This is a genomic window from Mixta gaviniae, from assembly GCF_002953195.1.
In the GTDB taxonomy this organism is placed as follows: Bacteria; Pseudomonadota; Gammaproteobacteria; order Enterobacterales; family Enterobacteriaceae; genus Mixta; species Mixta gaviniae.
In genome coordinates this window covers 4,440,301-4,463,349 of sequence record NZ_CP026377.1, presented here as the reverse complement: position 1 = coordinate 4,463,349, position 23,049 = coordinate 4,440,301, and the positions used below count along the sequence as shown (strand labels likewise).

25 protein-coding genes are annotated in these 23,049 nt (G+C 56.9%); 10 read left to right on the top strand and 15 right to left on the bottom strand.

Annotated features, from left to right (window positions below; genetic code table 11):
* The first annotated feature begins 73 nt into the window (after positions 1 to 73).
* The 5 genes from C2E15_RS20910 to pyrE all read left to right on the top strand — a co-directional run bounded on the left by C2E15_RS20910 (position 74) and on the right by pyrE (position 4,571).
* Positions 74 to 1,015: an HlyD family secretion protein gene (locus C2E15_RS20910; protein ID WP_245912320.1), complete on the top strand. Its 942-nt coding sequence runs from the start codon at positions 74 to 76 to the stop codon at positions 1,013 to 1,015.
* Positions 1,005 to 1,928 (top strand): ABC transporter ATP-binding protein, encoded by a 924-nt coding sequence (locus tag C2E15_RS20905; RefSeq protein ID WP_104958978.1) that lies wholly within the window; start codon positions 1,005 to 1,007, stop codon positions 1,926 to 1,928. The genes C2E15_RS20910 and C2E15_RS20905 overlap by 11 nt, the downstream gene beginning before the upstream one ends.
* A complete protein-coding gene (locus C2E15_RS20900) occupies positions 1,918 to 3,048 on the top strand; it encodes an ABC transporter permease (RefSeq protein WP_104958977.1) in 1,131 nt (376 codons plus the stop codon). The genes C2E15_RS20905 and C2E15_RS20900 overlap by 11 nt, the downstream gene beginning before the upstream one ends.
* A 106-nt stretch (positions 3,049 to 3,154) precedes the next feature.
* Positions 3,155 to 3,871 carry a ribonuclease PH gene (gene rph, locus C2E15_RS20895; RefSeq protein WP_104958976.1) on the top strand — a complete coding sequence of 239 codons (717 nt, stop codon included), beginning with the start codon at positions 3,155 to 3,157 and terminating at the stop codon, positions 3,869 to 3,871.
* Between the two features lie 58 nt (positions 3,872 to 3,929).
* Positions 3,930 to 4,571 (top strand): orotate phosphoribosyltransferase, encoded by a 642-nt coding sequence (gene pyrE, locus C2E15_RS20890; protein ID WP_104958975.1) that lies wholly within the window; start codon positions 3,930 to 3,932, stop codon positions 4,569 to 4,571.
* Between the two features lie 52 nt (positions 4,572 to 4,623).
* On the opposite strand, the gene slmA is transcribed toward pyrE, so the two are convergent.
* The 3 genes from slmA to coaBC form a co-directional block, all read right to left on the bottom strand.
* Positions 4,624 to 5,220 (bottom strand): nucleoid occlusion factor SlmA, encoded by a 597-nt coding sequence (gene slmA / locus C2E15_RS20885; protein WP_104958974.1) that lies wholly within the window; start codon positions 5,218 to 5,220, stop codon positions 4,624 to 4,626.
* A 121-nt stretch (positions 5,221 to 5,341) separates the two neighbouring features.
* A complete protein-coding gene (gene dut, locus C2E15_RS20880) occupies positions 5,342 to 5,800 on the bottom strand; it encodes a dUTP diphosphatase (protein ID WP_104958973.1) in 459 nt (152 codons plus the stop codon).
* Entirely contained in the window at positions 5,778 to 6,992 is a 1,215-nt protein-coding gene (gene coaBC, locus C2E15_RS20875; protein ID WP_104959252.1) for a bifunctional phosphopantothenoylcysteine decarboxylase/phosphopantothenate--cysteine ligase CoaBC, read from the bottom strand. Before coaBC ends, dut begins: the two co-directional genes overlap by 23 nt.
* A 201-nt stretch (positions 6,993 to 7,193) precedes the next feature.
* Here coaBC and radC point away from each other — a divergent pair, with 201 nt between their 5' ends.
* The 4 genes from radC (at position 7,194) to mutM (ending at position 9,386) form a co-directional block, all read left to right on the top strand.
* Positions 7,194 to 7,847 carry a RadC family protein gene (gene radC / locus C2E15_RS20870; protein ID WP_104958972.1) on the top strand — a complete coding sequence of 218 codons (654 nt, stop codon included), beginning with the start codon at positions 7,194 to 7,196 and terminating at the stop codon, positions 7,845 to 7,847.
* A gap of 237 nt (positions 7,848 to 8,084) precedes the next feature.
* Positions 8,085 to 8,321, top strand: coding sequence for a 50S ribosomal protein L28 (rpmB, locus tag C2E15_RS20865; protein ID WP_038629143.1), 237 nt, complete (start codon positions 8,085 to 8,087; stop codon positions 8,319 to 8,321).
* An 11-nt stretch (positions 8,322 to 8,332) separates the two neighbouring features.
* Positions 8,333 to 8,500, top strand: a complete 168-nt coding sequence (gene rpmG, locus C2E15_RS20860; protein ID WP_013094893.1) for a 50S ribosomal protein L33 — start codon at positions 8,333 to 8,335, stop codon at positions 8,498 to 8,500.
* Positions 8,501 to 8,576: 76 nt separating this feature from the next.
* Positions 8,577 to 9,386, top strand: a complete 810-nt coding sequence (gene mutM, locus C2E15_RS20855) for a bifunctional DNA-formamidopyrimidine glycosylase/DNA-(apurinic or apyrimidinic site) lyase (RefSeq protein WP_104958971.1) — start codon at positions 8,577 to 8,579, stop codon at positions 9,384 to 9,386.
* A 94-nt stretch (positions 9,387 to 9,480) separates the two neighbouring features.
* Here mutM and coaD read toward each other — a convergent pair whose 3' ends face one another.
* The 8 genes from coaD to C2E15_RS20815 all read right to left on the bottom strand — a co-directional run bounded on the left by coaD (position 9,481) and on the right by C2E15_RS20815 (position 17,692).
* Positions 9,481 to 9,963, bottom strand: coding sequence for a pantetheine-phosphate adenylyltransferase (gene coaD / locus C2E15_RS20850; RefSeq protein ID WP_104958970.1), 483 nt, complete (start codon positions 9,961 to 9,963; stop codon positions 9,481 to 9,483).
* Positions 9,960 to 10,739: a glycosyltransferase family 2 protein gene (locus C2E15_RS20845; protein ID WP_104958969.1), complete on the bottom strand. Its 780-nt coding sequence runs from the start codon at positions 10,737 to 10,739 to the stop codon at positions 9,960 to 9,962. The genes coaD and C2E15_RS20845 overlap by 4 nt, the downstream gene beginning before the upstream one ends.
* Positions 10,740 to 12,014, bottom strand: coding sequence for a lipid IV(A) 3-deoxy-D-manno-octulosonic acid transferase (gene waaA, locus C2E15_RS20840; RefSeq protein WP_104958968.1), 1,275 nt, complete (start codon positions 12,012 to 12,014; stop codon positions 10,740 to 10,742).
* Between the two features lie 83 nt (positions 12,015 to 12,097).
* Complete coding sequence (locus C2E15_RS20835) at positions 12,098 to 13,240, bottom strand: glycosyltransferase family 4 protein (protein WP_104958967.1); 1,143 nt, start codon at positions 13,238 to 13,240, stop codon at positions 12,098 to 12,100.
* Positions 13,233 to 14,309 (bottom strand): putative lipopolysaccharide heptosyltransferase III, encoded by a 1,077-nt coding sequence (rfaQ, locus tag C2E15_RS20830; RefSeq protein WP_104958966.1) that lies wholly within the window; start codon positions 14,307 to 14,309, stop codon positions 13,233 to 13,235. Before rfaQ ends, C2E15_RS20835 begins: the two co-directional genes overlap by 8 nt.
* Before the next feature lie 94 nt (positions 14,310 to 14,403).
* Positions 14,404 to 15,405, bottom strand: coding sequence for a glycosyltransferase (locus tag C2E15_RS20825; protein ID WP_104958965.1), 1,002 nt, complete (start codon positions 15,403 to 15,405; stop codon positions 14,404 to 14,406).
* A gap of 1 nt (position 15,406) precedes the next feature.
* Complete coding sequence (locus tag C2E15_RS20820; RefSeq protein WP_104958964.1) at positions 15,407 to 16,507, bottom strand: glycosyltransferase family 9 protein; 1,101 nt, start codon at positions 16,505 to 16,507, stop codon at positions 15,407 to 15,409.
* Between the two features lie 93 nt (positions 16,508 to 16,600).
* Positions 16,601 to 17,692: a glycosyltransferase gene (locus C2E15_RS20815; protein WP_342747460.1), complete on the bottom strand. Its 1,092-nt coding sequence runs from the start codon at positions 17,690 to 17,692 to the stop codon at positions 16,601 to 16,603.
* Positions 17,693 to 17,992: 300 nt separating this feature from the next.
* Here C2E15_RS20815 and C2E15_RS20810 point away from each other — a divergent pair, with 300 nt between their 5' ends.
* The gene (locus C2E15_RS20810; RefSeq protein WP_104958963.1) at positions 17,993 to 18,955 is read left to right on the top strand and encodes a polysaccharide deacetylase family protein; all 963 of its coding nucleotides are present in this window, start codon (positions 17,993 to 17,995) and stop codon (positions 18,953 to 18,955) included.
* 35 nt (positions 18,956 to 18,990) lie between these two features.
* Here C2E15_RS20810 and C2E15_RS20805 read toward each other — a convergent pair whose 3' ends face one another.
* The 4 genes from C2E15_RS20805 to rfaF are packed head-to-tail and all read right to left on the bottom strand — an operon-like array spanning position 18,991 to position 23,049.
* The gene (locus tag C2E15_RS20805; protein ID WP_104958962.1) at positions 18,991 to 20,151 is read right to left on the bottom strand and encodes an O-antigen ligase family protein; all 1,161 of its coding nucleotides are present in this window, start codon (positions 20,149 to 20,151) and stop codon (positions 18,991 to 18,993) included.
* Positions 20,132 to 21,037, bottom strand: a complete 906-nt coding sequence (locus C2E15_RS20800) for a sugar glycosyltransferase (RefSeq protein WP_104958961.1) — start codon at positions 21,035 to 21,037, stop codon at positions 20,132 to 20,134. Before C2E15_RS20800 ends, C2E15_RS20805 begins: the two co-directional genes overlap by 20 nt.
* Entirely contained in the window at positions 21,038 to 22,003 is a 966-nt protein-coding gene (gene rfaC / locus C2E15_RS20795; protein ID WP_104958960.1) for a lipopolysaccharide heptosyltransferase RfaC, read from the bottom strand.
* Positions 22,000 to 23,049, bottom strand: a complete 1,050-nt coding sequence (gene rfaF / locus C2E15_RS20790; protein ID WP_104958959.1) for an ADP-heptose--LPS heptosyltransferase RfaF — start codon at positions 23,047 to 23,049, stop codon at positions 22,000 to 22,002. Before rfaF ends, rfaC begins: the two co-directional genes overlap by 4 nt.

Below are 23,049 nucleotides of genomic sequence, written 5' to 3'. Positions count from 1 at the left end.
CGGTAATGGGATCCGACGGTACGCGCATAATGTTTTGGACATAGGGATAATGTTGATAACCAGAAACTTATTTTTGTCGGCAATAATATTGGGCGTTGCAGGCTGCGACAGCGCCGATTCCTTTACGCTGGCGGGCTATACCTATGGCGAATTTACTTACCTTTCCCGGCCTTTTACGGAAAAAATCGAACAGCTGTTCGTCACGAAAGGTGAATCGGTCAAAAAAGGGCAAACGCTGGCGCAGATGGAGACCTTTTTAGCGGAGAACGCGCTCCGGATAGCTGAAGAGAGCCTTCAGGCGGAAAAAGCACTGCTGCGTAATCTGCAAACCGGAGAGCGGCCCGAAGGTATTGAGGTCATTGAGGCGCAGCTGGAACGGGCGACAGCGGCCGCCAGCCTGGCGCAAAGCCAGGTTGACAGGAAACGGCGCCTGCATGCCGAAAAAATGCTTTCACACGCGGAGTGGGAAGCAACCAAAAGGGAGTATGCCCAGAAAAAGGCGCAGGTAAAAGAGCTGCAGCGCCAGCTGGCGCTGAAAAAGCTGCCGGCGCGACAGGCGGAAATTAAGCATCAGCGCTCCCGCGTTCAAAGCGCCATGCTTCAGCGCGATAAAGCCCATTGGGAGCTGCAGCAAAGGCGACTAACGGCGCCGCTGGATGGGCTGGTGCATGACATTTTATATCAGCCCGGCGAAATGCCCGCAGCCGGCAGGCCGATTATCAGCCTGCTTGCGCCGGAAAATATCAAAGTGCGTTTTTACGTGCCGGAAAAACGGTTGGGTGAAATCCGGCCCGGAACCCGGGTGAACATAGTCTGTGACGGTTGCAAACGCGTCCTTTCCGGCCATATTCGCTACATTAGTCCGCAGGCGGAATTTTCTCCGCCGGTTATTTACAGCACCCGGCGACGGGAAAAGCTGTTGTTTATGGCGGAGGCGGCACCGGTAAAAGAGGATGCGCCTCTGCTTAAAACCGGACAGCCCGTTAATGTGGGGATCGTTGCTGATGAACGATAACTGCATCGAAGTCTGCGAACTGAATAAACGCTTTGGCGACAATCACGTGGTTAAAGACTTTTCGCTTACCGTACGGCAAGGGGAGATTTACGGTTTTTTGGGGCCGAACGGCAGCGGCAAAACCACCTCGATCCGGATGATGTGCGGTTTGATTACACCCGATTCCGGTCGCGGCCACTGCCTTAAAATGGATATCTTTACGCAGCGCGAGGCGATTAAAAGCCATATCGGCTATATGACGCAGCATTTCTCTTTATGGGGCAATCTTTCTATCCGCGAAAACCTGCTGTTTATCGCGCGTATCTATAACCTGGATCGCCGTAATCAGCGCGTCGACCGCACTCTGGCGGAGCTGGGTCTCTCCTCGCGTCAGCACCAGCTGGCGAAGTTTCTTTCCGGCGGCTGGAAACAGCGTCTGGCGCTGGCAGCCTGTATGCTGCATCAACCCTTGCTGCTTTTTTTAGACGAGCCTACCGCCGGCGTCGATCCCAAAGCGCGCCGGGAATTTTGGCAGGTGCTGCATCAGCTTTCCGACCAGGGCATATCGATTCTCGTCAGCACGCACTATATGGATGAGGCCGAGCGATGCCATCGGGTCGCCTATCTCTCTTACGGTAACCTGCTGGCCAGCGGGAGCGTACAGTCAATTATCGACGCGCAGCAGCTGGCCACTTTTAAAATCAGCGGCAGCCGGCTGACGGCGCTGGAAAGCGCGCTATTAACCCTCCCGGGTATTGAACAGACGGTGATATTCGGCAACAGCCTGTTTGTCACCTCAAATGATGAAAGCCTGTTAAGCGCCATCCTTTCAATGCATGTCCCTTCCCACTATCAGGTTTGCAGGGTTGAAACCCACCTGGAAGACGCCTTTACCTGGCTGATGAGAAACAAGGCTAAAGACAATGCGCGTTAACTTTTCCTTTTTACGCTGGCTTGGGGTGGTAATAAAAGAAATTCACGAGCTGCGCCGGGATCGTATTACCATCGCTATGGTGGTGGTAACCCCGCTACTGCAGCTCACCATTCTTGGCTATGCCGTCAATATGGATGCGCGTAATATTCCTGCCGCCCTGATTAACTATGATACTGAGCAGCTAAGCCAGGTGTTTGTCTCAGCGGCGCAGAATACCGGCTATTTTTCGATGGTGCCCGTCGCCTCGGAAAAAGAGGCACAGGCCGCTTTTGTGCGGGGAGAGGTCATTTTTATCGTCACCATTCCGCAGGGGTTTACGCAACAAATGCTGCGCGGCGAAAAGCCGCAGATCCTGATACAGGGCGATGCCATCGACCCCTTAACCACAGGCAACGCGCTGAGCGCCATTACCCAGGCATCGAAAACCCTGTTTCAGCATGCGCTGCCGCCTGCGCTGCGCCGCGAGATAACCGCGGACGATGTTGAACTGGTGATCCATCGCATGTTTAATCCTGAGGGGATTACGCAGTACAACACCATTCCCGGCATTATCGGCTCGATACTCAGCACCACCTTAATCCTTATGACGGCGCTCGCTATTACCCGGGAGCGGGAAAGCGGCGCGATAGAAAACCTGCTGATTTCTCCGCTGACCAGTCTGGAAGTGATTAGCGGCAAGATAATCCCCTATGTGTTAATCGGCCTTTTCCAGTCGGTCCTGATCCTGCTTTGTGCGGTGTTCTTGTTCCATATTCCACTGCTGGGCAACGTTTTTCTGCTGTTTACGGTGCTGATGCTTTACGTTTTTCTCTGCCTGGCGATCGGCATTAGCATTTCAAGCGTGGCGCAAAACCAGCTGCAGGCGCTGCAAATGTCCTCGTTCTATTTTATTCCTTCCGTCATGCTTTCCGGCTTTATCAGCCCGTTTATCAGCATGCCGTTTTGGGCGCAGTGGCTGGGCGCCTGTCTGCCGCTGACCTATTTTATCCGTCTGATCAAAGGGATTATGCTGAAAGGCTATACATTTACCGAGCTGCTGCCCGATCTGCTGCCGCTTGGCGCGCTGGCGATAATCGTGGTGGCGCTGGCGCTGGCCTCCTACCGCAAAACGCTGGACTGAACCTGCTTCCGGCTTTTTCTGACGCAAAGCAGCGCAAGGGTCGGTAGGCAGCGCCGGCTGAAGCCCGTATAATGCGCAGCCACTATTAGCAAGCCGGAGAAAAACCATGCGTCCAGCAGGCCGTCTCACACAGCAGGTGCGTCCCGTCACCCTGACTCGTCACTACACCAAACATGCAGAAGGTTCTGTTCTGGTTGAATTCGGCGATACCAAGGTGCTTTGCACCGCCACCGTAGAAGAGGGCGTGCCGCGCTTCCTGAAAGGCCAGGGGCAGGGCTGGATCACCGCCGAATATGGCATGCTGCCGCGTTCTACGCATAGCCGCAACGCGCGCGAAGCCGCTAAAGGCAAGCAGGGCGGGCGCACGCTGGAAATTCAGCGTCTTATCGCGCGCTCGCTGCGCGCCGCGGTCGATCTGAAAGCGCTGGGCGAATTTACCATTACGCTGGATTGTGACGTGCTGCAGGCCGATGGCGGCACCCGTACCGCGTCCATCACCGGCGCGTGTGTGGCGCTGGCGGATGCGCTTAATGCGCTGGTCGCGGCGGGCAAGCTGGCGAAAAACCCAATGAAAGGCATGGTCGCGGCGATTTCCGTCGGCATCGTTAACGGCGAAGCGGTTTGCGATCTGGAGTACGTGGAAGATTCCGCTGCGGAAACGGACATGAACGTGGTGATGCTGGAAGATGGCCGCATGATCGAAGTGCAGGGCACCGCGGAAGGCGAGCCCTTCAGCCACGAAGAGCTGCTGACGCTGCTGGCGCTGGCGCGAGGCGGCATCGACACCCTGATTCAGGCGCAGAAAGCGGCGCTGAACAGCTGAGTATTTCAGGCGACCAGAGAGTCGCCTTTTTTATATCTGATTTTTGAGGAGAGCGAAGATGAAAGCCTGGCAGCGTGATTTTATTGAGTTTGCTTTAAACAAGCAGGTACTGAAATTTGGCGAATTTACCCTGAAATCAGGGCGCAAAAGCCCCTATTTCTTTAATGCGGGCCTGTTCAACACCGGACGCGATCTGGCGCTGCTGGGCCGCTTTTACGCGCAGGCGCTGGTTGATGCCGGCGTTGACTTCGATTTGCTGTTCGGCCCTGCCTATAAAGGCATTCCGATCGCCACCACGACCGCCGTCGCGCTCGCCGACCATCACCAGCGCGATGTACCTTACTGCTTTAACCGTAAAGAGGCGAAGGATCATGGCGAAGGCGGTCTGCTGGTCGGTAGCCCGCTGGAAGGACGCGTGATGCTGGTGGATGATGTGATCACCGCCGGCACCGCTATCCGCGAGTCGATGGAAATTATTGCCGCGCACGGCGCACGGCTGGCCGGCGTGCTGATCTCCCTTGACCGCCAGGAGCGCGGGCGCGGCGACATTTCAGCGATTCAGGAAGTGGAGCGTGATTATCAGTGTCACGTCACCGCGATTATCACGCTGAGCGATCTGATTGACTATCTGGAAGAAAAACCGGAAATGGCCGACCATCTGGCGGCGGTGCGCGCCTACCGCAAAAGCTACGGCATCTGATGATTCAAACCGCGACGCCGGGCAGATTCGCCGCCCGGCGCGCTCTGCGTGCTTAAACCAGCTGCGCCGCCAGCAGCGGCCAGCGCGCTTCGAACTCCTGCGTTGGCTGATAGCGGAACTCGGAGCGCACAAAGCGCGACAGCAGCCCCTCGCAGAAGGCCAGCAGCTGGCTGGCCAGCAGCGTTTCATCAGTGATAAAACCTTCACCCTCGCGCATTTTCCGTTCGCGCATTACCTGCCGCAGCTGAACCTCAATACGTTCGAAAAGCTGGTTAATACGGCCCTGCAGGCGATCCTGTTCAAACATCAGCGCATGTCCGGTCAGAATACGCGTCAGACCGGGATTGCGCTCGCCGAAGCCCAGAATAAGCTGCACGATCATGCGCAGGCGCGTCATGGTCTCTTTTTCATCTTTCAGGATGGCGTTAATACGCGTGATCAGGCTGTCTTCAATAAACTCGATCAGGCTGTCAAACATACGCGTTTTGCTGGGAAAGTGGCGGTAAAGCGCCGCTTCCGAAACACCTACGGTGGCGGCCAGCTTGGCGGTGGTGATACGTTGACTGCCGTCGCTGGATTCCAGCATCTGCGCCAGAGCCTGCAGGATTTCATCGCGACGATTCCTTTTCGCGCTCTTTTTTTCTGCCATGACGTTATAAACCCCTGAGATTTACCATAAACGGGCAAAGGCCCACGCAGCATCCGTGAGAATGCCTCTCACGGTGCTGAAAAATAAACAATTCGGGTTACGGAGGGTGTTCGCTGCGCGTTTAATTCCGACCAGAGTGACCGAAACCGCCTTCGCCGCGCGCGCTGGCGTCGAAATCCTCAACGAGGTTGAATTCCGCCTGCACGACCGGCACAAAAACCAGCTGGGCGATGCGCTCGCCAGGCTGAACGGTAAAGCTCTGCTGGCTGCGGTTCCAGATGGATACCATCAACTGGCCCTGATAATCGGAGTCGATCAGACCCACCAGGTTGCCCAGCACGATGCCATGTTTATGGCCGAGTCCGGAGCGCGGCAAAATTACGGCGGCCAGCGACGGGTCGGCGATATGGATAGCCAGCCCGGTCGGCAGCAGCGCCGTGGCGCCCGGCGCCAGCTCCTGAGGGGCATCCAGGCAGGCGCGCAAATCCAGGCCTGCGGAACCAGAGGTAGCGTACGCAGGCAGGGGGAAATCCTTGCCGACGCGCGCATCAAGAATTTTAACGTCGATTTTTTTCATCATAACGGCTGACAATCTCGTCTAATAACTGCTGGCCAAGGAGCGTTTTGTCCGCAAGCGGCAAAACTTTTTCTCCCTCCTGCCAGAAAAGGTGAAGAGCATTGGTATCGCTGTTGAAACCTTGCCCGGATTTAGAAACATCGTTGGCGCAGATAAGGTCCAGATTTTTCCGCACACGTTTTTGTTGGGCGTATTCTTCCACATTACGGGTTTCAGCGGCAAACCCTACGACATAAGGACGTGATTCGCGCATCGCGCCGACGCCGGCGACAATGTCAGGATTTTTTACCATCTTCAGCGTGATCTCATCACCCTGTTTCTTGATTTTTTCCGCTGCGATGGCCACCGCGCGGTAGTCTGCCACGGCTGCGCTGCCAATAAAAATGTTCTGCTGCGCAATTTGCGCCATGACCGCGTTTTCCATCTCCAGCGCGCTGGTGACGTCGATGCGCTTCACCCCGGCGGGGGTGGACAGCGAAACCGGACCGGCGACCAGCGTCACGTTCGCGCCGCGGGCGGCGGCGGCGGCGGCAATCGCGAAGCCCATCTTGCCGGAGCTGTGATTAGTGATATAGCGCACCGGATCGAGCGCCTCGCGCGTCGGGCCGGCGGTAATCATGATACTCAGATGCTGCAGATCGTTGACCGGCATCGCCCAGGCGAGGGCGCGATCGACAATCGCCAGCGGGTCGAGCATCCGACCGGGGCCGACATCGCCGCACGCCTGGCTGCCGCTGTCCGGCCCCCAAAGCATCACGCCACGCCCGGCAAGACGCTGCAGGTTTTCCTGCGTCGGCAGCGCGCGATACATCTGTTGGTTCATCGCCGGCACTACCGCCAGCGGCGCCGCAGTCGCCAGGCAAAGCGTCGTCACCAGATCGTTTGCCATGCCCGCCGCCACGCGGGCGATCAGATCGGCAGTGGCGGGCGCAAGAATCACCAGGTCAGCCCATTTGCCCAGCTCGATATGGCCCATCGCCGCTTCCGCCGCCGGGTCGAGCAGATCGTCATAGACCGGATAGCCGGAAACGGCCTGCAAGGTCAGCGGCGTGATAAAGGCTTTGGCGGCCTCCGTCATCACCACGCGCACTTCTGCGCCGCGATCGCGCAAACGCCGCACCAGTTCAGGCGTTTTGTACGCCGCGATGCCGCCGCTTACGCCCAATACGATATGTTTTCCGGTTAATCCCATCATTTTCACTCTTGCCCCTTAATCGCCCTTTGCCATGCCGGGCGGTGACATAATTCGCCGATTTTATCACACTCTCCCCGCCGCGCCGTTTAGCATCCCGCCACCTTTGCGAGACGTGCCGAAAAGTAAAGCACGTTTGGTAGCGTCTTCTGGTCAGCAGGGGCACAGTAGCGGCGTGAGGGATCCACAAGCCGAAGGGAGGCGATGATGTTAAAGCCGCGCGAAAAACTGCATAAGATGGGGGCGTCGGCGCTGAGCGACGCCGAACTGCTGGCGATTTTTCTACGTACTGGCGTCAGCGGCAAGCCAGTGCTGGCGCTGGCGGACGAGCTGCTAAAGACCTTCGGCTCGCTTTATCGCCTCATGAGCGCTGAGAAAAGCGCTTTCAGGACGATAAAAGGCGTGGGCGATGCCAAGCTGGCGCAGCTGCATGCGGTGGCGGAACTGGCGCGCCGCTTTTTCAGCGCGCAGATGATGCAGGAAAACGCGCTGGAGAACCCGCAGGTGACGCAGGATTATCTACAAAGCGTGCTGGCGCATCAGGAGCGGGAGATCTTTATGGCGCTTTTTCTCGATAACCAGCACCGCGTGCTGCAGGCGCAGCAGATGTTCTCCGGCAGCATCGCCAGCGTGGAGGTGCATCCACGCGAAATCGTGCGCGCAGCGCTCAAGATGAATGCGGCGGCGCTGATTCTGGCGCATAATCACCCTTCTGGCTGCGCCGAGCCCAGCGCCGCCGACCGGAATATTACGCAGCAGATCCGCCAGGCCTGCCAGTTAATGAATATTCGCCTGCTCGACCATCTGGTGATAGGAAAGGGCGAATACGTTTCTTTTGCCGAAAGAGGCTGGCTGTAGGCAAAAAACGGCGCGTTTCTGCACTATTTCGGCGATCCCCTGGGATCTTTATCTGTTCGGGACTTGAGCGCTGGCGCGACAAGGCGTATACTACGCCACCTTTGAGAATCTCGGGTTTGGCGTTTAGGCCTGCTCAGCGGGTTCGCATGGAACTCGCCTGGATGGGCTACAAGCCTGACGAGGCGGCCAAAACCTAATTTTTAAAGCTCGAGCTGATTTGATTTTTGGAGAATTGACATGTCACGAGTCTGCCAAGTAACTGGCAAGCGTCCGGTGACCGGTAACAACCGTTCCCACGCAATGAACGCGACGAAACGCCGTTTCCTGCCGAACCTGCACTCTCACCGTTTCTGGGTTGAGAGCGAGAAGCGTTTCGTTACTCTGCGCGTATCTGCTAAAGGTATGCGTGTAATTGACAAGAAGGGCATTGATACGGTTCTGGCCGATCTGCGTGCCCGTGGTGAGAAGTACTAAGGAACTGAATCATGGCTAAAGGTATTCGTGAGAAGATCAAGCTGGTTTCCTCTGCTGGTACAGGTCACTTCTATACCACCACGAAGAACAAACGTACTAAGCCGGAAAAACTGGAACTGAAAAAGTTCGACCCGGTTGTGCGTCAGCATGTGATGTACAAAGAAGCCAAAATTAAATAATTGCGGCTTCCACGAAAAACCCGGCTCCGGCCGGGTTTTTTGTTTTTTATGAGACCGTAAAACGTGAGGAGCTGCCATGCCTGAATTACCTGAGGTAGAAACCAGCCGTCGCGGCATTGAACCGCATCTGGTGGGGGAGACAATTCTGCACGCGGTAGTGCGCAATCCGCGCCTGCGCTGGCCCGTCTCGCAGGAGATCCACGCCCTGAGCGATCAGCCGGTGCTGAGCGTCCAGCGGCGCGCGAAATATCTGCTGCTGGAGCTGCCGCATGGGTGGATCATCATTCACCTGGGCATGTCAGGCAGCCTGCGCGTGCTGCCGGAAGAGATCCCGGCGGCGAAGCACGATCATGTCGATCTGGTGATGAGTAACGGCAAAGTGCTGCGCTATACCGATCCGCGTCGTTTCGGCGCCTGGCTGTGGAGCAGCGACCTGCAGGGCAGCAATGTGCTGGCACACCTCGGGCCGGAACCGCTCAGCGAGCAGTTCAGCACGGACTATCTGTTTGAAAAATCACGCGGCAAGCGCACGGCCGTCAAGCCCTGGCTGATGGATAACAAGCTGGTGGTCGGCGTGGGCAACATCTACGCCAGTGAATCGCTTTTCGCCGCCGGGATCCTGCCCGATCGTCCGGCGATGTCGCTGAGCCGTGAAGAGGCGGCGCTGCTGGTGAAAACCATTAAGGCGGTACTGCTACGTTCTATTGAGCAGGGCGGCACGACGCTGCGCGATTTTCTGCAGAGCGACGGCAAACCGGGCTATTTTGCTCAGCAGCTGCAGGTATATGGCCGTGCCGGAGAACCCTGTCGCGTTTGCGGCACGCCGATCGACAGTGCGAAGCATGGGCAGCGCAGCACCTTTTTCTGCCGTAACTGCCAGAAATAGCGGGCATAGCGCGCGAACACTGAACGGTGCTGCGTGCCGGATTGACGGGCGCGCGGGCTGTCGCGTCTCAGGCGGCGGGCTTTTCTGAGGCGCCTTAGCGCGCCAGCCTGGCCAGCAGCGCCTGGTAGACCGCCTCAGGCAGGAAAGCTGCTACTTCCCCGCCGTGGCGCGCCACCTCTTTCACCAGCGAAGAGGAAACAAAGGAATACCTTTCACCCGGCATCAGGAACACGCTTTCCAGCGAAGGCAGCAGGTGCCGGTTCATATGCGCCAACTGCAGCTCATACTCAAAATCGGATACCGCGCGCAGGCCACGAACCAGCACGTTTGCCTGGCGATCGCGGGCGAAATTGGCCATCAGATCGCTGAAACCGACCACCTCTACATTGGTCAGATGCGCCGTCGCCTGCTGCGCCAGCGCCACGCGCTCATCGAGGCTGAACAGCGGCTTTTTGCTCGGGCTGGCGGCGATAGCCAGGATCACTTCATCAAACATCACCGCGGCGCGGCTTAAGATATCCAGATGACCGTTGGTCAGTGGATCAAAGGTGCCGGGGTAGATAGCTCTGGTACTCATGATTTGCCTCCGGTAGCTGACTGGCCCAGCGCCCACAGCGCCGCGTACTTATTGAAAGTATATTGTGCATTTACCATCGCCAGTATCCAGCCCTGTCGGCCATCGAGAAAACCGGCGCGCAGCAGCAACGTTTTGCAGAATGCGCCCAGCGTATGGCTGAAGATGGAGAACAGACCGCAGCGTTTACCCTGCTGATGGCGCTGCCGCGCCCAGGCTTCGGCATAAGCGAGCTGCTTGCGCTGAAAAGTGGAAAAATCGCGGCAGGTCAGGTGTTGCAGATGGCCCGGCAGCGCAATGATCTGCGCCGCGCCGGTTTCCAGCGATTCATGCACCTGATTATCGTTATAGCGGTAGGCGCGCGGATAGAGACGCACCACGCGGTCGGGATACCAGCCGCTGTGGCGCATAAAGCGGCCGAGAAACAGATTGAGCCGGCCGAGACTGTAAACCTTATCCGCCTGCGGCGCGGCCTGCAGCACCTGTTCAATCGCCGCGCGCAGTTCCGGCGTGACCCGCTCATCCGCATCGATCATCAAAATCATCTCGCCGCTGGCGTGCGCCTGAGCCTGCTGGCGCTGTTTGCCATAGCCCGGCCAGCCCTGCGACTGAAACACTTTCGCGCCATACTGCTGCGCAATGGCGAGCGTGGCGTCTTCGCTGCCTGAATCGAGCAGAATAATCTCGTCAGCCCAGCTGACGGACGCCAGGCAGTCGGGCAGCAGCTCAGCTTCGTTCCTGGCGATCATCACCACTGACAGACGTTGGCGTGCGGTCATTTAATGATTCCGTGGCGGAAGGTAGGGTTCAAGCAGCTGAAGCAGGCGCTGCAGCGCGCCCTGGTTCTGATGGAGTACCTCAACGGCGTGGCGGCCGTGATAGCGTCGATAGTCGTCATCCACCAGCAAATTGCCGATTTCATGCACCAGCGAGGCGGTGTCCGTTACCGTAATCAGGCCGTCAGCCTGCTTCAGTTTGCTGCAGATATCTTTGAAGTTAAAGGTGTGCGGGCCCATCAGCACCGGAATGGCGTGCGCCGCCGGCTCCAGCGGATTATGGCCGCCGCGCTCCACCAGGCTGCCGCCGACAAAAGCCAGGTCGGCGATGCCGTAAAGCAGCATCAACTCGCCCATGGTATCGCCAATCACCACCTGAGTGCCGCTGGACGGAATTTCTCCGCTGCTGCGCAGGGTATAGCTGAAGCCGCTTTTCTGCGTCATTTCGCGGGCGGTTTCAAAACGTTCCGGGTGGCGCGGCACCAGGATCAGCAGCAGATCGGGGAAGCGCGCCAGCAGGCGGCGATGCGCCTCCAGCATAATGCTCTCTTCGCCTTCGTGCGTGCTGGTGGCGATCCAGACCGGGCGGCGTGGCGCCCATTGACGACGCAGCGTTACCGCGCGCGCCGCCAGCTCAGGCGTCACGGAAATATCGAATTTCAGGCTGCCGGTGATCGCCAGCTGCGAGCGCTTCAGGCCCAGCTCGACAAAGCGCGCGCCATCTTCTTCGTTCTGCGCGGCGATCAGCGTAATACGCTGCAGCAGCCGTCGCATAAAATTGCCCAGCTTCTTATAGCCCTTCGCCGAGCGAGCCGACAGCCGCGCATTGGCGATAACCAGCGGCACCTGCCGATCGTGCAGCGCTTTAATAAAATTAGGCCACAGCTCAGTTTCCATAATGATCACCAGCCGGGGATCGGCCGTATTCAGAAAACGGTTAATGGCGCCGGGCAGGTCATAGGGCAGATAGACATGATGCACATCTTTGCCGAATGCGGACTGAGCGCGTTCCGATCCGGTCGGTGTCATGGTAGTGACGGTAATCGGCAACGTGGGATAGCGGTGACGCAGCGCGCGCACCAGCGGCACCGCGGCCAGCGTTTCACCGACGGAAACCGAGTGCAGCAGGATCCCGCCCGGACTCACTTTGCCGGCGCAAAAGCCGTAGCGTTCCGCCCAGCGTTTACGATAGGCAGGCGCTTTGCGGCCGCGCAGCCAGAGGCGCAGCCAGATCAGAGGCTGTATAAGGTAAAGCAGGGCGGTGTAAATCGTCGTCATACCGATCTTTACGACACTTATGCGTCAAACCTAAGCAAAATATGCGGAATGCGGCATGTTAGCAGATAACGCTGCCGCACTCATCAATCTTCCGCCGCGCCTGAAAGCAGCTGCTGATAGAGCGAATTCAGCTCAGCGCCCAGGCGTTGCGGGGTATAGGGCAGAATTCTGGCGCGCGCCGCCTCGCCCATCGACGGATCCTGCGCTCTGGCGGGAATGTTCTGCACCGCTTCATGCAGCGCATTGATATCCAGCGCATCGCAGACAAATCCCTGCTGCCCCTGCACAATAAACTCCGCGCCACCGCAGCCGGTGCTGGTGATAACCGGCAGGCCACAGGCCATCGCTTCCAGCACTACGTTGGGGAAGGGATCGTATAGCGTCGGCAGAATCAGGCCATCGGCGGCGTGATAAAACGGCTGCACATCCTGCTGCACGCCCACGAAACGCAGGCGATCAAGGCAGTTAAGCTGGTTGGCCAGCTGCTGATAGCGCGCCTGATGCTTATCCTGGCCGACAACGATCAGATAGCGATCGCTATTAGCGATCGCCTGAATGGCCGCCTTCAGGCCTTTACGTTCAAAGCCGGAGCCTACGTAAATCAGCGCCACCGCCTGTTCAGGGATTGCGAGCTGCTGGCGCGTTGCGTAGCGCGTGGCGTCGGTGGCCGGTTGAAAACGTTGGGCATCGATCGCGTTATAGATAACGGTGATGCGGTCATCCGGCAGGTTGAAGCAGCGAATAATATCCCGCTTCACCATCTCTGAATTACAGATCACTTTTTTCAGCGCGGCGGAGTGAAACATCTCCTCTTCCGCGCGCAGCACGTAGCGATGATAGGGGCTGAGCGAGGCGCTAAGGCGCTGCATCGGCGAAACGATGCGCGCGCGCTGCTCCAGCCAGACGCGATGCACGCCGTCGCCGGCGCGGAAAATATCGCAGCCGGCGATGCGCTCATGGCTTTGAACGATATCAAACCGCTCGCGCTGCCAACAGGCGCGCGCCGCCGCGGCGAATCCCCGCTCGCGCGATACCCGGCCCCATTTGGGCGGGTTGCAGATATGCAAATGCCAGTCCGGTTTCGGCGTGCCCTGCCAGCTGCGCGTGATGATATTCAGATCGAGCTGCTCGTTATTCAGCGCTTCCAGCGCGCGTGAAATAAAGCGCTCGGCGCCGCCGTCGGGACGGTATTTTTGGCGAACGATCGCCAGGCGGATATTACGCATCCAGATAGCTCCTTGCGGCGGCGGCCACATCTTCCACCGGAATGGCGCTTAAAAAGCGCTGCCCGGTTGTGGTATCGATAGAGTCAGGGGATGGCAGCGGGCCGTAATCGCCCGCCCAGATCACCCGGTTATTGGCGCCCCATGGCCGCCAGTGCTGCAGCTTGGTCGGGCCGAACAGCGCCACGCAGGGGGTTTGCAGCGCCGCCGCCATATGCATCGGCGCCGAATCGACGCCGACAAACAGCCGCGCATGATCGATAAGCGCCGCCAGCTGCGTCAGGCTGAGCTGTCCGGCGACGGTGACAACCTGCGGGTTATGGCAGAGCGAGAGAATATGGTCGATCATCGCCATCTCTTTACGGTCCGGCGCGGCGGTCAGCACGATAGCCAGGCCAGGCTGGTTCAGCTGGTCGATCAAGGCCGCGACCTTCTCGTCGTCCCAGCATTTAAAAGTCCAGCGCGAGGTGGGCTGAATCACCATATAAGCGCCGCTCACGCCCTGCTCATGCAGCTGCTGCCTGGCGGCGTGCCAGTCCTCATCCGCGTAATACATCGAGACGGGCACGTTTTCCGTCGGCACGTCGAGCGGCGAAAGCGCCAGCAAATTTTGTTCAACGGTATGCAGCTGGCTAAAGTTAGCGGTGGAAACCAGCCGGTTGTGACAGGCGCGCCAGAAACGGCTGTCGCGCTTGTTGTAGGCGAAACCGATGCGCTCCGGCGCACCGCTCAGTTTCGCGATCAGCGCGCTGCGCCACTGGTCAGCCAGGTTGACCACCAGGTCGTAATGGCTGTTTCGAATGGCACTCACCAGCGCCAGCTCATGTTTAAGCTGATGCCAGACGCCCTGCTTTTTCCATTTCCGATCGATCAGATGCAGCCGACGAATCGCGGGATGCGCCTGCAACATCGGACGTGTCTCCTGATAAAGCAGCACATCAATCGCGGCGTCGGGATAGCGCTGGCGCAGCGCATTGACAACCGGCGTGGTCAACAGCATATCGCCGTGATGACGTAGCTTGATCACCAGAATATTGCGTGGTGTAAAAGATGCAGGGATCTGACTTGCCATACAAAACCTGTCTCAGAAAGAAGTGAGCCGATTTTAGGTCAAAGCCGCCAGGGGGAAAAGCGCCGCATGCCGCCTCGCCCCCGGCTTTGCCCGGTTAGCGCTGACGCCAGCGATAAAGGCGGCTCAGCCAGAGCAGCAGCTGATACCACTGTTTCAGTCCGCGCGCATTGCGCAACATGCGGCGATGGGTTTGGGTCGCAAAGATGTCGGCGATAATCGCCTGACGCGCCCCGGCATCCGGCTCGCGCCGCGCCGCATGGCAGACGCTAAGCGCCTCGTGCGTGATCTGATAGTGAAACTGCGGGTAGATTTTCACGCTGCCGCGATAGCGCTGGTTTATCTCTTCCAGCATACGCGCGATTTTCAGGTAGTGGCGCTGATACTCGACGTTGCGTTGCCCGGTGCGTTTGCGGTTGCTGATCGACTGGTCGTGAACGTGATAGCGGTAGAGCGGGGTATCGGTGTAGCGCACCCGCCGCGCGTTCAGCATAAATTCGGTGGTCCAGGGAATATCCTGGTGATGCAGACCTGGCTCAAACATCAGCTCGCGCGAGGTGATCAGCGATCGGCGGTAGATGCCCATCCACACCACATGCAGATAACGCCGGGTCGCCAGCGCCTTGCTCAGCCAGGCGGCGCCGTCCAGCACGCCGGTCGAGGTTAGCCGATCGTGTGGGATTAGCGTTCTGACGCGCTGGCTGCCGGTATAAAAACATTCGGCGTTGCACTGGGCTGCGTCGAGATCGTCCTGTTCCGCCATTGCGACCAGCGTCTGATAGATATCGGGCGACAGCGTATCGTCGGCATCGGGGAAGGTGACATATTTGCCGCGCGCGGCCGCCAGGCCCGCATTGCGCGCGCGCGAAACGCCGCCGTTCGGCTGATTGATGACGCTGATATGCGCATAACGCGCGGCGTATTCAGCCGCCCGTTCGGCGCTGCCGTCCGTTGAGCCATCATTGACAATGATGACCTCAAGATCGGTGAACGTTTGTGCCAGCAGGGAGGCCATAAAGGTGTCGAACAGACTACCGGCGTTATACATCGGAATGATAACGCTCAGTAAAGGAGATGCGGTGTCAGCGTGTTGAGTCATGTTAATGAGGCTTGGTCTGGCTCAGCCGTTCCGGCTGGCGTGCGGCAATAAAATGGTGAATATCGTTAAGCTTACGCTCATCAAGCGCGTACAGCTGCTCCGCCGGATGATGGAACTGATAAAGCGCGGCGAAGACAAAGGATGAAGGCGCGATATGATCGGGACCAATCAGCAGGACATCGCCTAAAGGCCGTTGCTCTTCCACGCAGCAGGGACCGTAAATCAGTATCACCGGCACGCCGACGGCATCGGCGATATAGACATTGCCAGAGTCGGAAGCGACGTAAAAATCCATCATGCTGATGGCATGCGGCAAGCCTTCCAGCGGAATGTTGCCGATCATACTGATAATGTTTTCACGCTCTCCGGTGAGCTTATACAGCTCTTGCAGGCGATCCATTTCTGACGGGGCACCAAAAACATAAAACAGGCAGGGCAGGTCGGCCAGCCGGTCAAACAGCTTTTTCCAGATGACCGGCGGAATGGTTTTCGCCTGATTGCCTGCAGAGATGCTTAAGCCGATCTTAATCCCATCCTGACGCGTGAGCGCGGCGGGAACGGTCGCCAGCGGATAAAGCGGGCGGGTGGCGTGCTTGGGATAGCTCTCTTTAGTCAGCTGTGGATCCGCCAGCTTGAGGTAGTTTTCCAGCGTAAGCGTATTTTTTTCATGCTGCACGGTACCGCTGGCTGTCCAGTAAAAGGGGCCCTGATACCACTTGCGGCGATAGCTGGAGAGAAACTGTTTATTGTCGGCGTTGCAGCAGGCCGCGAAGAACAGATTAACGTTATTGGGATGCAGCAGGTAGACGTTGTCGTAGCGGTTCATCAGCTGCAGCGCGAGGCGGATTTTCGCCAGCAGGCCCGATTTATAGTCTTCGATATACCAGATATGCTGCAGCGTATCGTCATGCCCGGCCAGCGGCGCGACGGCGCGGCTCAGCAGGGCGTCGCTCTGTTTCAGATGCGCCAGCAACGGCGTAATATTGATAAAGTCGCCGATTTTTGCCGTCTGGATCACCAGATTGCGCCCTTCCTTCTTATGGAAAAGCTTTTTTACCCACTTTAGCGGCAGCAGCAAGATAAAAATAAAAATATAGTTCACACCGTTTCCTCAGCGGTCTGGCAACGGGGCAACGCATAACCATCCCCTGCAATAAGTATTATTCCATTGTTGCGCATGGCATTCAGCGCTCAATCAATGCGAGATAGCGCTGGCAAATGGCCTCAATATGGTAGGCCGAAAGATCGAGCTGATGAAGATCGGGGGCTGATGATAAATGTCCTTTATTTTTTCCGCCAGCGATTCGCTGGACATTTCCGCCAGGCCGCGCGCCAGTTCACCCTGTAAAATGGTTTCCGGACCGCCGGGGCAGCGGGTGCTAACCACCGGCGTCTGACAGAGCAACGCCTCAACCAGCACGTTCCCGAATCCTTCGCTGTCTGAGCTGACAATCAGCATACGTGCATGGTGTATCCATGCATAGGGATTATGGGTAAAACCTTTGAAAATGACGCGGTCAGCGACGCCCAGCTCGCTGGCCTGCGCTTTTAGCGCGGCGATGCGCGCGTTGTCACCCTGGCCGATTAACACCAGTGGCGTCGTCAGGCCGCTTTGTGCATAGGCCTGCAGCAGACGATCGTGCCGCTTGGTTGGATGAAAACGGCCGATATGCAGCAGGTAGTCCTGTCCGGCCATCTCACAGGCTTCGCCAGCCTGCTGCAGGATCAGTTCGACATCGAAGGGGTTGAAAATCACCGCTTCCCGCGCAGGCTGGATGCCGTAGTGCTGTTTTAAATCATCAATCACAAACTGCGACACGCCGATGATATTGCGGTGTTGATAAACGCGGCGGGTTTTTTGAATTTTCAGCCAGCGGGAAAAGCCTTTGCGGCGTGCCAGATAAGAGGCGGAAAACACGCCGTGCAGGCAATACCAGGTTTTTGCCGGGTCAAGATGACGACAGAGGCTGACGATTCGGTCCGTTTTATGCAAATGGGAAATGACTAAATCAAACGCGCCGCCCTGCTGCTCGGCCTTAACGATGGCGCGATCCAGCTGGCAGGCGCGGCGCGGCAGTTCAGTGAGCTTACGCCAGGGTTTGCGGCAGCGATCCTGTATCACCTGATAGTCCAGCCCTGCCGGAAGGGGGTAATCGCAGACGCTGCGCAATGAAAACAGCGAAACGCGATGTCCCAGCGACAACAGGCCCTTAGCCAGCGTCAGCACAACCTTCTCTGCGCCGCCCCCGGGTAAGCCATCGATGACCATCAAAATACGCCTGGACAATGTTTTAAATCCTTATGTGTGCAGCAACGCCACTGGCAAAAGTGTAAAAGCTATTTTGTCGTGAATAACGTTTTTGTTTATCGCCTTTGATATCGATCAGGCCGCGCCGCCGTTCGTCGCCGTCGCGCCTCGCGGCGCCCGATAAACGAAACGGGTAACGTCTTTCTCAGAGCTTAATCAAGCGAAGCTTAGTTTGCCATGGAAAGCAAAAGAAGGAGATTTATCGGAATGAAATTATTTTGCCCTAAAGAAAGCGCCTGCGTAACATGTTCGCTTAATCCGTAGCGCGTTGGAAAGAAGATGAATAAACCGGCTTTTCTCATCACAATTGATACTGAAGGCGACAATCTGTGGCGCAATCGCCGTACCATCACTACCCGCAATACGCTTTTCCTGCCGCGCTTTCAGGCGCTCTGTGAAAAATATGGCTTTAAGCCCACCTGGCTGACCAATTACGAGATGGCCTGCGATCCCGCCTACGTGGAGTTTGCCCGCGATGTCATCGCGCGCGGGCAGGGGGAAGTGGGCATGCATCTTCACGCGTGGAACAGCCCGCCGGAAACGCCGTTGACGGACGATGACTGGCGCTGGCAGCCTTATCTGATCGAGTATCCGGATAATCTGCTGCGCGATAAAGTGAAATTTATGACCGATCTGCTGGAAGAGACTTTCCAGACCAAAATGGTGAGCCACCGCGCCGGGCGCTGGGCCTTTGACGAGCGTTACGCGGCGGTGCTGCGTGAGCTGGGCTACCAGGTCGACTGCTCGGTCACGCCGCGGGTAAGCTGGCGCAATTCGCCTGGCGCGCCGCAGGGAAAAGGCGGAACGGACTATACCCACTTTCCCCATCACGCCTATTTTCTCGATGCCAATGATATCGCGCGTAGCGGTAACTCAAGCCTGCTGGAAGTGCCGATGAGCATCCAGTACAAGCACTCGGCGATGATGAATCGTCTGAAGCAGGGCTACGATCGTCTGCGTGGCAAAAAGCGCGGTCCTTCGGTTCACTGGCTGCGCCCGTCGGGCGGCAATCTCGCCGCGATGAAACGGGTAGCGGAAATGAGCCTGGCGGAGGGGAATGACTACGTCGAGTTTATGCTTCACTCTTCGGAGTTTATGCCGGACGGCAGCCCGACATTTAAGAACGAAGCAGATATCGAACGGCTGTACCAGGATTTAGAGGCGTTGTTTAGCTGGCTGCAGCCACGAACCCAGGGCATGACGCTGGCGGAATATTACGCAGAAAAAACACGGGCAAGATAACTAAAAAGATGGCCTTCTGCAGAAGGCCATACTGGTTATTCTTTTATGGGCCTGGCGTAAGGTGCCAGAACGACAGCATACGGCAGCCAGAACATCACCCAATAAATATCGGGATTGCCGATAACAAACATGCCCTGCGTCAGATAAAAAAGCAGGGAGAAACAGTAGATACAGGCTTCCAGCTCTCCGCCATGTTTATAGTGCAGTCTGGCGCGATGTAAACCGTAGCCAACCATGATCAGCAAAAAGAAAAGCCCGGCAAACCCGCCTTTAAGCAAGGTAGAGAAATAAACGCTATGCGTAGTATGAATATGCTGACCAATACTGTTAGTAAAGGTCAGCTGCTTATCAAACCCCCAGCCAAATACCGGTTTTTGCAACGCAACTTCTAACGTATGCGCCCAAATGCCGAAGCGGACAAAACTTTGATTGTAAGAGGCAATAAAACGCGCAATTAATTCATCGCTATAGTGGGTGAAATAAGCCAGTAACGCTACGCCCATGATGATAGCGAACGTAATGAGTAAGTGCCGAATATGGCCTTTATGAAAGCGCAGCAGCAGCAGCAGGCAGGACACCAACAGCGCCAGGATCGGGCCACGGCTTTGCGTTAACAGCATGGCGATAAACAGCACAGCGACGGGCACGTAAAAAACATGGCGTCCGGTTTCGCGTATCAGCATTAAGCCGAAGAATATGCCAAGGCCGAAATAGCCAGCCAAATCAATCACATTATCCGGCGCGGCAAAAAAACCTTTTGCTAAACGCTTGGTTAAAAAGTGCGTCTTATCGACATACCAGAACGTTAACAGACAAAGAATGACGATACTGGCAAAAAGAACGCTATAGCTTAATTTCCTGTTCAAATGCGTGAAGAGGACGACGAACACAAGAATATAGAAGCTATGTTTGAACGTTGAAGAAAAATTCCCCGGATTATCTGACCAGAGGTTACTGAGGCTGAAATAGCCCAGAAAAAGGCCGGCAGCGGCGATGCCTGTCAACAGATCCCGGTCGCTCAGCAACTGCTGGCGAAACGGCCGGTTTATTAGCAGGGAGAGTAAAAACAGGCCAAAAGCGATATGAAAAAGATTTGTTACTCTTAACGCATTGCCCAGTAATGGCAGGCAGAACAAAAAAAGCGTAAAGATAAGAAATCTGATCTTCGTTATGTTATTAGCTGCTGACAATACCATCAGGAGTGACCTTGTTAAAAATATTATCGGGAATGGAACTGTTTAAAGAGAGATTATAAACAGGGATATTATTGTTATGCATAATAGCGCTGGCAAAGGAAAATGCAGGTAATATTAAATTTGAAAACTTTTCCGCCAAAAAACTGGGCACTACATCATGACTGTTTTCATAAAACCGCGGCTTTTCAAAATTATTCATATCCAGCCCGGCGAAAACAATTTTTCCAGGCACCATGAAGGCAGCAATTTGCAATGCCCAGTAGGCGACTGTGCCTGCATCAAATACGCCAATACGGATGTCGTGCGAAAATGCGATCCCGCGATGCTTAGGAGAGACATCAACACCGTTAACACTCTGATAGCGTGCGGCAATCTCTTCAGGAAAGACGCGCGGCTGCATAATTTTAAAACAGGCGTCTTCAATCAGGGCTAAACGGCACTTAATGGCGGATAATGACAGCGCATCGATAATTTTCAGCACACCATGCATGGTTGTGAAAAAGATCAGGTCTCGCTGGCTGAGAACCTCCTTCACCATCGCCATATGGCGATCGAGAAAGGTCATATCGATAATGACATAGTAACGGAAAGCGATCTCGCGGTGTTTAAACCATGCGCCGTTCAGGCCCATTGCAGGAAGGGACGCTAACAATGAAAAATCCGTTTCTTTTACAGAAGGCCCCGTAGCAACCACCAGCAATTTTTCAGGCTGTTCATTCGGCAGGGCTGAGAGATCATATAAAGGTATGGATTGTCCCCGGTAGCGTAAGCTGACGATCTGTCCTTCATCCGCGCGCGCAAATTTAATGTAAGGCCACAGGTTTTCATTATGGCGATAGCGACGTGGATGCGTGTAGCGATATATTTGTTTGAAAAAAGTGCCCATTCAAATAATCGTCCTCAGCATTTTCTCAACCTGCGCGGCGCTAATATCCTTCATCTCCGACGTATTTTCTGGCCGGCACACATGTTGATTCATTCCATAGCCACCAATCAACCCCGGATCCGTGGGGCCGTAAAGCGTGATATTCGGCCGGTCGAGCGCCGCGGTCAGATGGCTCAGGCCGGTATCCACGGAGACTACCGCTTTCGCGCCCGCCAGCGTCTGCGCAACCTGCTCCAGCGTCAGCTTCGGCAGCACCTCTACATGGCCGAAGCCGGCGGCCAGCCGCTGGGCGCGCTGATGCTCATGTTCGGCGCCCCAGGGCAGCTTAATACGTAAGCCCGACGGCTCAAGCAGGGAAATCAGCGCGCGCCAGTGGCTTTCCGGCCAGTGCTTGTTGTCTCGTGTCGTGGCGTGCAGGAAAACCAGATAGTGGCCGGCGTCCGCAGGCGGATGGGCCAGGAAGTGTGAGGCGATAGCGTAGTCGCCCGGCGTTTGCGGCTTTTCATAGCCAAGGCTTTTGGCAAACAGCTCGCGGGTGCGCTCTACCGCATGCTGCTGTTTAGTGATCTCATGACGTTTGTCATACCACCAGCTGGCAAATGGCTCGCGCGCGCTGCGGCTATCCTGACCATGTTTGATCCCCTTCGCCAGGCGCGTTACCAGCGCGGCGCTTTTAATCAGCCCCTGCGCGTCAATCACCACATCATAGTCACGCGCCTGCAGCGCCTGTTTGAAACGCAGGCGCTCTTCGCGCTGCTGGCTGCCGAACCAGTGTTTGCGCCAGCGGCGAATCGCCACCGGCAGAACGCGATCCACCGCCGGATGCCAGGAGGGGATCTGTGCGAAATTCTCTTCGACTACCCAGTCGAAACGCAGCTCAGGGATAGCGCGCATCGCATCGGTTAATGCCGGCAGCGTATGAAGGACATCGCCCATTGAGGACGTTTTCACAATCAATACCTTCATGCACGCTCCTGCTGGCTCATCAGGTTATTCAGTTCTTCCATCACGCGCGCCGGTTGAATATCGATCAGGCTTTGATGATAACCCTGCTCCGCATCCCCTTTACGCACTTTATGGTAGCCGGTAATCAGGCGAATCACGCGCGCGCGCTGCGATAGCGGCGGAGTGAAGTCAGGACTGCTGGGGCCGTAAAGCGCAACCAGCGGCCGATCGAGTGCGGCGGCGATATGCATCAGGCCGGAATCGTTGGTCACCACTGCGTCACAGTGCGCCAGCAGGATCACCGCCTGCTCCAGTTTGGTCTCACCGGCGAGGTTGCGGCAGTGAAGGCGGTCCGTTTCGCTCAGCGTCTGGCAGATCTCCTCGCCGGTCGCATGATCTTTAGCGGAGCCAAACAGCACCACCTGATAGCCTGCCGCAATCAGCTGCTGCGCCAGCGCCGCATAGTGATAGTGCGGCCAGCGCTTGGCCGGGCCGAACTCCGCGCCCGGGCAGAAGCCGATAAGCGGCCGGTCGGCAGTCAGCGCGAACTGCGCGGCGGTAGCGATTTTTTCCTGTTCTTCCACCTGCAAACGCGGCCACAGTAAAGGCTGCGGCAGGTCGCGCGCGCTGCGGATGCGCGTTTTATCGTACGCCAGCGCGACATAGCGCTCGACCATCAGCGGAAACGCGGGTTTATCCAGCACGCGCAGGTCATTCAGCAGGCCGTAGCGCATCTCGCCACGCCAGCCGGTACGCTGCGGAATGCCGGCAAAGAAGGGCACCAGCGCCGATTTGAATGAGCCGGGCAGCACCCAGGCCCGCTGGTAATTTTTCTGGCGCAGCGCTTTGCCCAGGCGATAACGTTCGCCCAACGCCAGCGCGCCATGCCCCAGCGGCATCGCTAACGCCTCGTTGACTTCCGGCATGCGCGACAGCAGCGGGCGGCACCAGGCCGGCGCCATCACATCAATCTCAGCATCCGGATATTCGGCCTTCAGCGTGCGATAGAGACTCTGCGACATCATCATATCGCCGACCCAGGAAGGGCCGATTACCAGTATCTTCAT

Coding starts and splice junctions, on each gene's coding strand:
- rfaF (WP_104958959.1), bottom strand. CDS start 23,049: ATGAAGATACTGGTAATCGGCCCTTCCTGGGTCGGCGATATGATGATG.
- C2E15_RS20900 (WP_104958977.1), top strand. CDS start 1,918: ATGCGCGTTAACTTTTCCTTTTTACGCTGGCTTGGGGTGGTAATAAAA.
- C2E15_RS20805 (WP_104958962.1), bottom strand. CDS start 20,151: ATGGTATTGTCAGCAGCTAATAACATAACGAAGATCAGATTTCTTATC.
- C2E15_RS20905 (WP_104958978.1), top strand. CDS start 1,005: ATGAACGATAACTGCATCGAAGTCTGCGAACTGAATAAACGCTTTGGC.
- pyrE (WP_104958975.1), top strand. CDS start 3,930: ATGAAAGCCTGGCAGCGTGATTTTATTGAGTTTGCTTTAAACAAGCAG.
- C2E15_RS20825 (WP_104958965.1), bottom strand. CDS start 15,405: ATGACTCAACACGCTGACACCGCATCTCCTTTACTGAGCGTTATCATT.
- rfaC (WP_104958960.1), bottom strand. CDS start 22,003: ATGAAGGTATTGATTGTGAAAACGTCCTCAATGGGCGATGTCCTTCAT.
- C2E15_RS20835 (WP_104958967.1), bottom strand. CDS start 13,240: ATGCGTAATATCCGCCTGGCGATCGTTCGCCAAAAATACCGTCCCGAC.
- C2E15_RS20845 (WP_104958969.1), bottom strand. CDS start 10,739: ATGACCGCACGCCAACGTCTGTCAGTGGTGATGATCGCCAGGAACGAA.
- rpmB (WP_038629143.1), top strand. CDS start 8,085: ATGTCACGAGTCTGCCAAGTAACTGGCAAGCGTCCGGTGACCGGTAAC.
- C2E15_RS20800 (WP_104958961.1), bottom strand. CDS start 21,037: ATGGGCACTTTTTTCAAACAAATATATCGCTACACGCATCCACGTCGC.
- rpmG (WP_013094893.1), top strand. CDS start 8,333: ATGGCTAAAGGTATTCGTGAGAAGATCAAGCTGGTTTCCTCTGCTGGT.
- coaBC (WP_104959252.1), bottom strand. CDS start 6,992: ATGATGGGATTAACCGGAAAACATATCGTATTGGGCGTAAGCGGCGGC.
- C2E15_RS20810 (WP_104958963.1), top strand. CDS start 17,993: ATGAATAAACCGGCTTTTCTCATCACAATTGATACTGAAGGCGACAAT.
- mutM (WP_104958971.1), top strand. CDS start 8,577: ATGCCTGAATTACCTGAGGTAGAAACCAGCCGTCGCGGCATTGAACCG.
- waaA (WP_104958968.1), bottom strand. CDS start 12,014: ATGACGACGATTTACACCGCCCTGCTTTACCTTATACAGCCTCTGATC.
- radC (WP_104958972.1), top strand. CDS start 7,194: ATGATGTTAAAGCCGCGCGAAAAACTGCATAAGATGGGGGCGTCGGCG.
- coaD (WP_104958970.1), bottom strand. CDS start 9,963: ATGAGTACCAGAGCTATCTACCCCGGCACCTTTGATCCACTGACCAAC.
- rfaQ (WP_104958966.1), bottom strand. CDS start 14,309: ATGGCAAGTCAGATCCCTGCATCTTTTACACCACGCAATATTCTGGTG.
- dut (WP_104958973.1), bottom strand. CDS start 5,800: ATGATGAAAAAAATCGACGTTAAAATTCTTGATGCGCGCGTCGGCAAG.
- rph (WP_104958976.1), top strand. CDS start 3,155: ATGCGTCCAGCAGGCCGTCTCACACAGCAGGTGCGTCCCGTCACCCTG.
- slmA (WP_104958974.1), bottom strand. CDS start 5,220: ATGGCAGAAAAAAAGAGCGCGAAAAGGAATCGTCGCGATGAAATCCTG.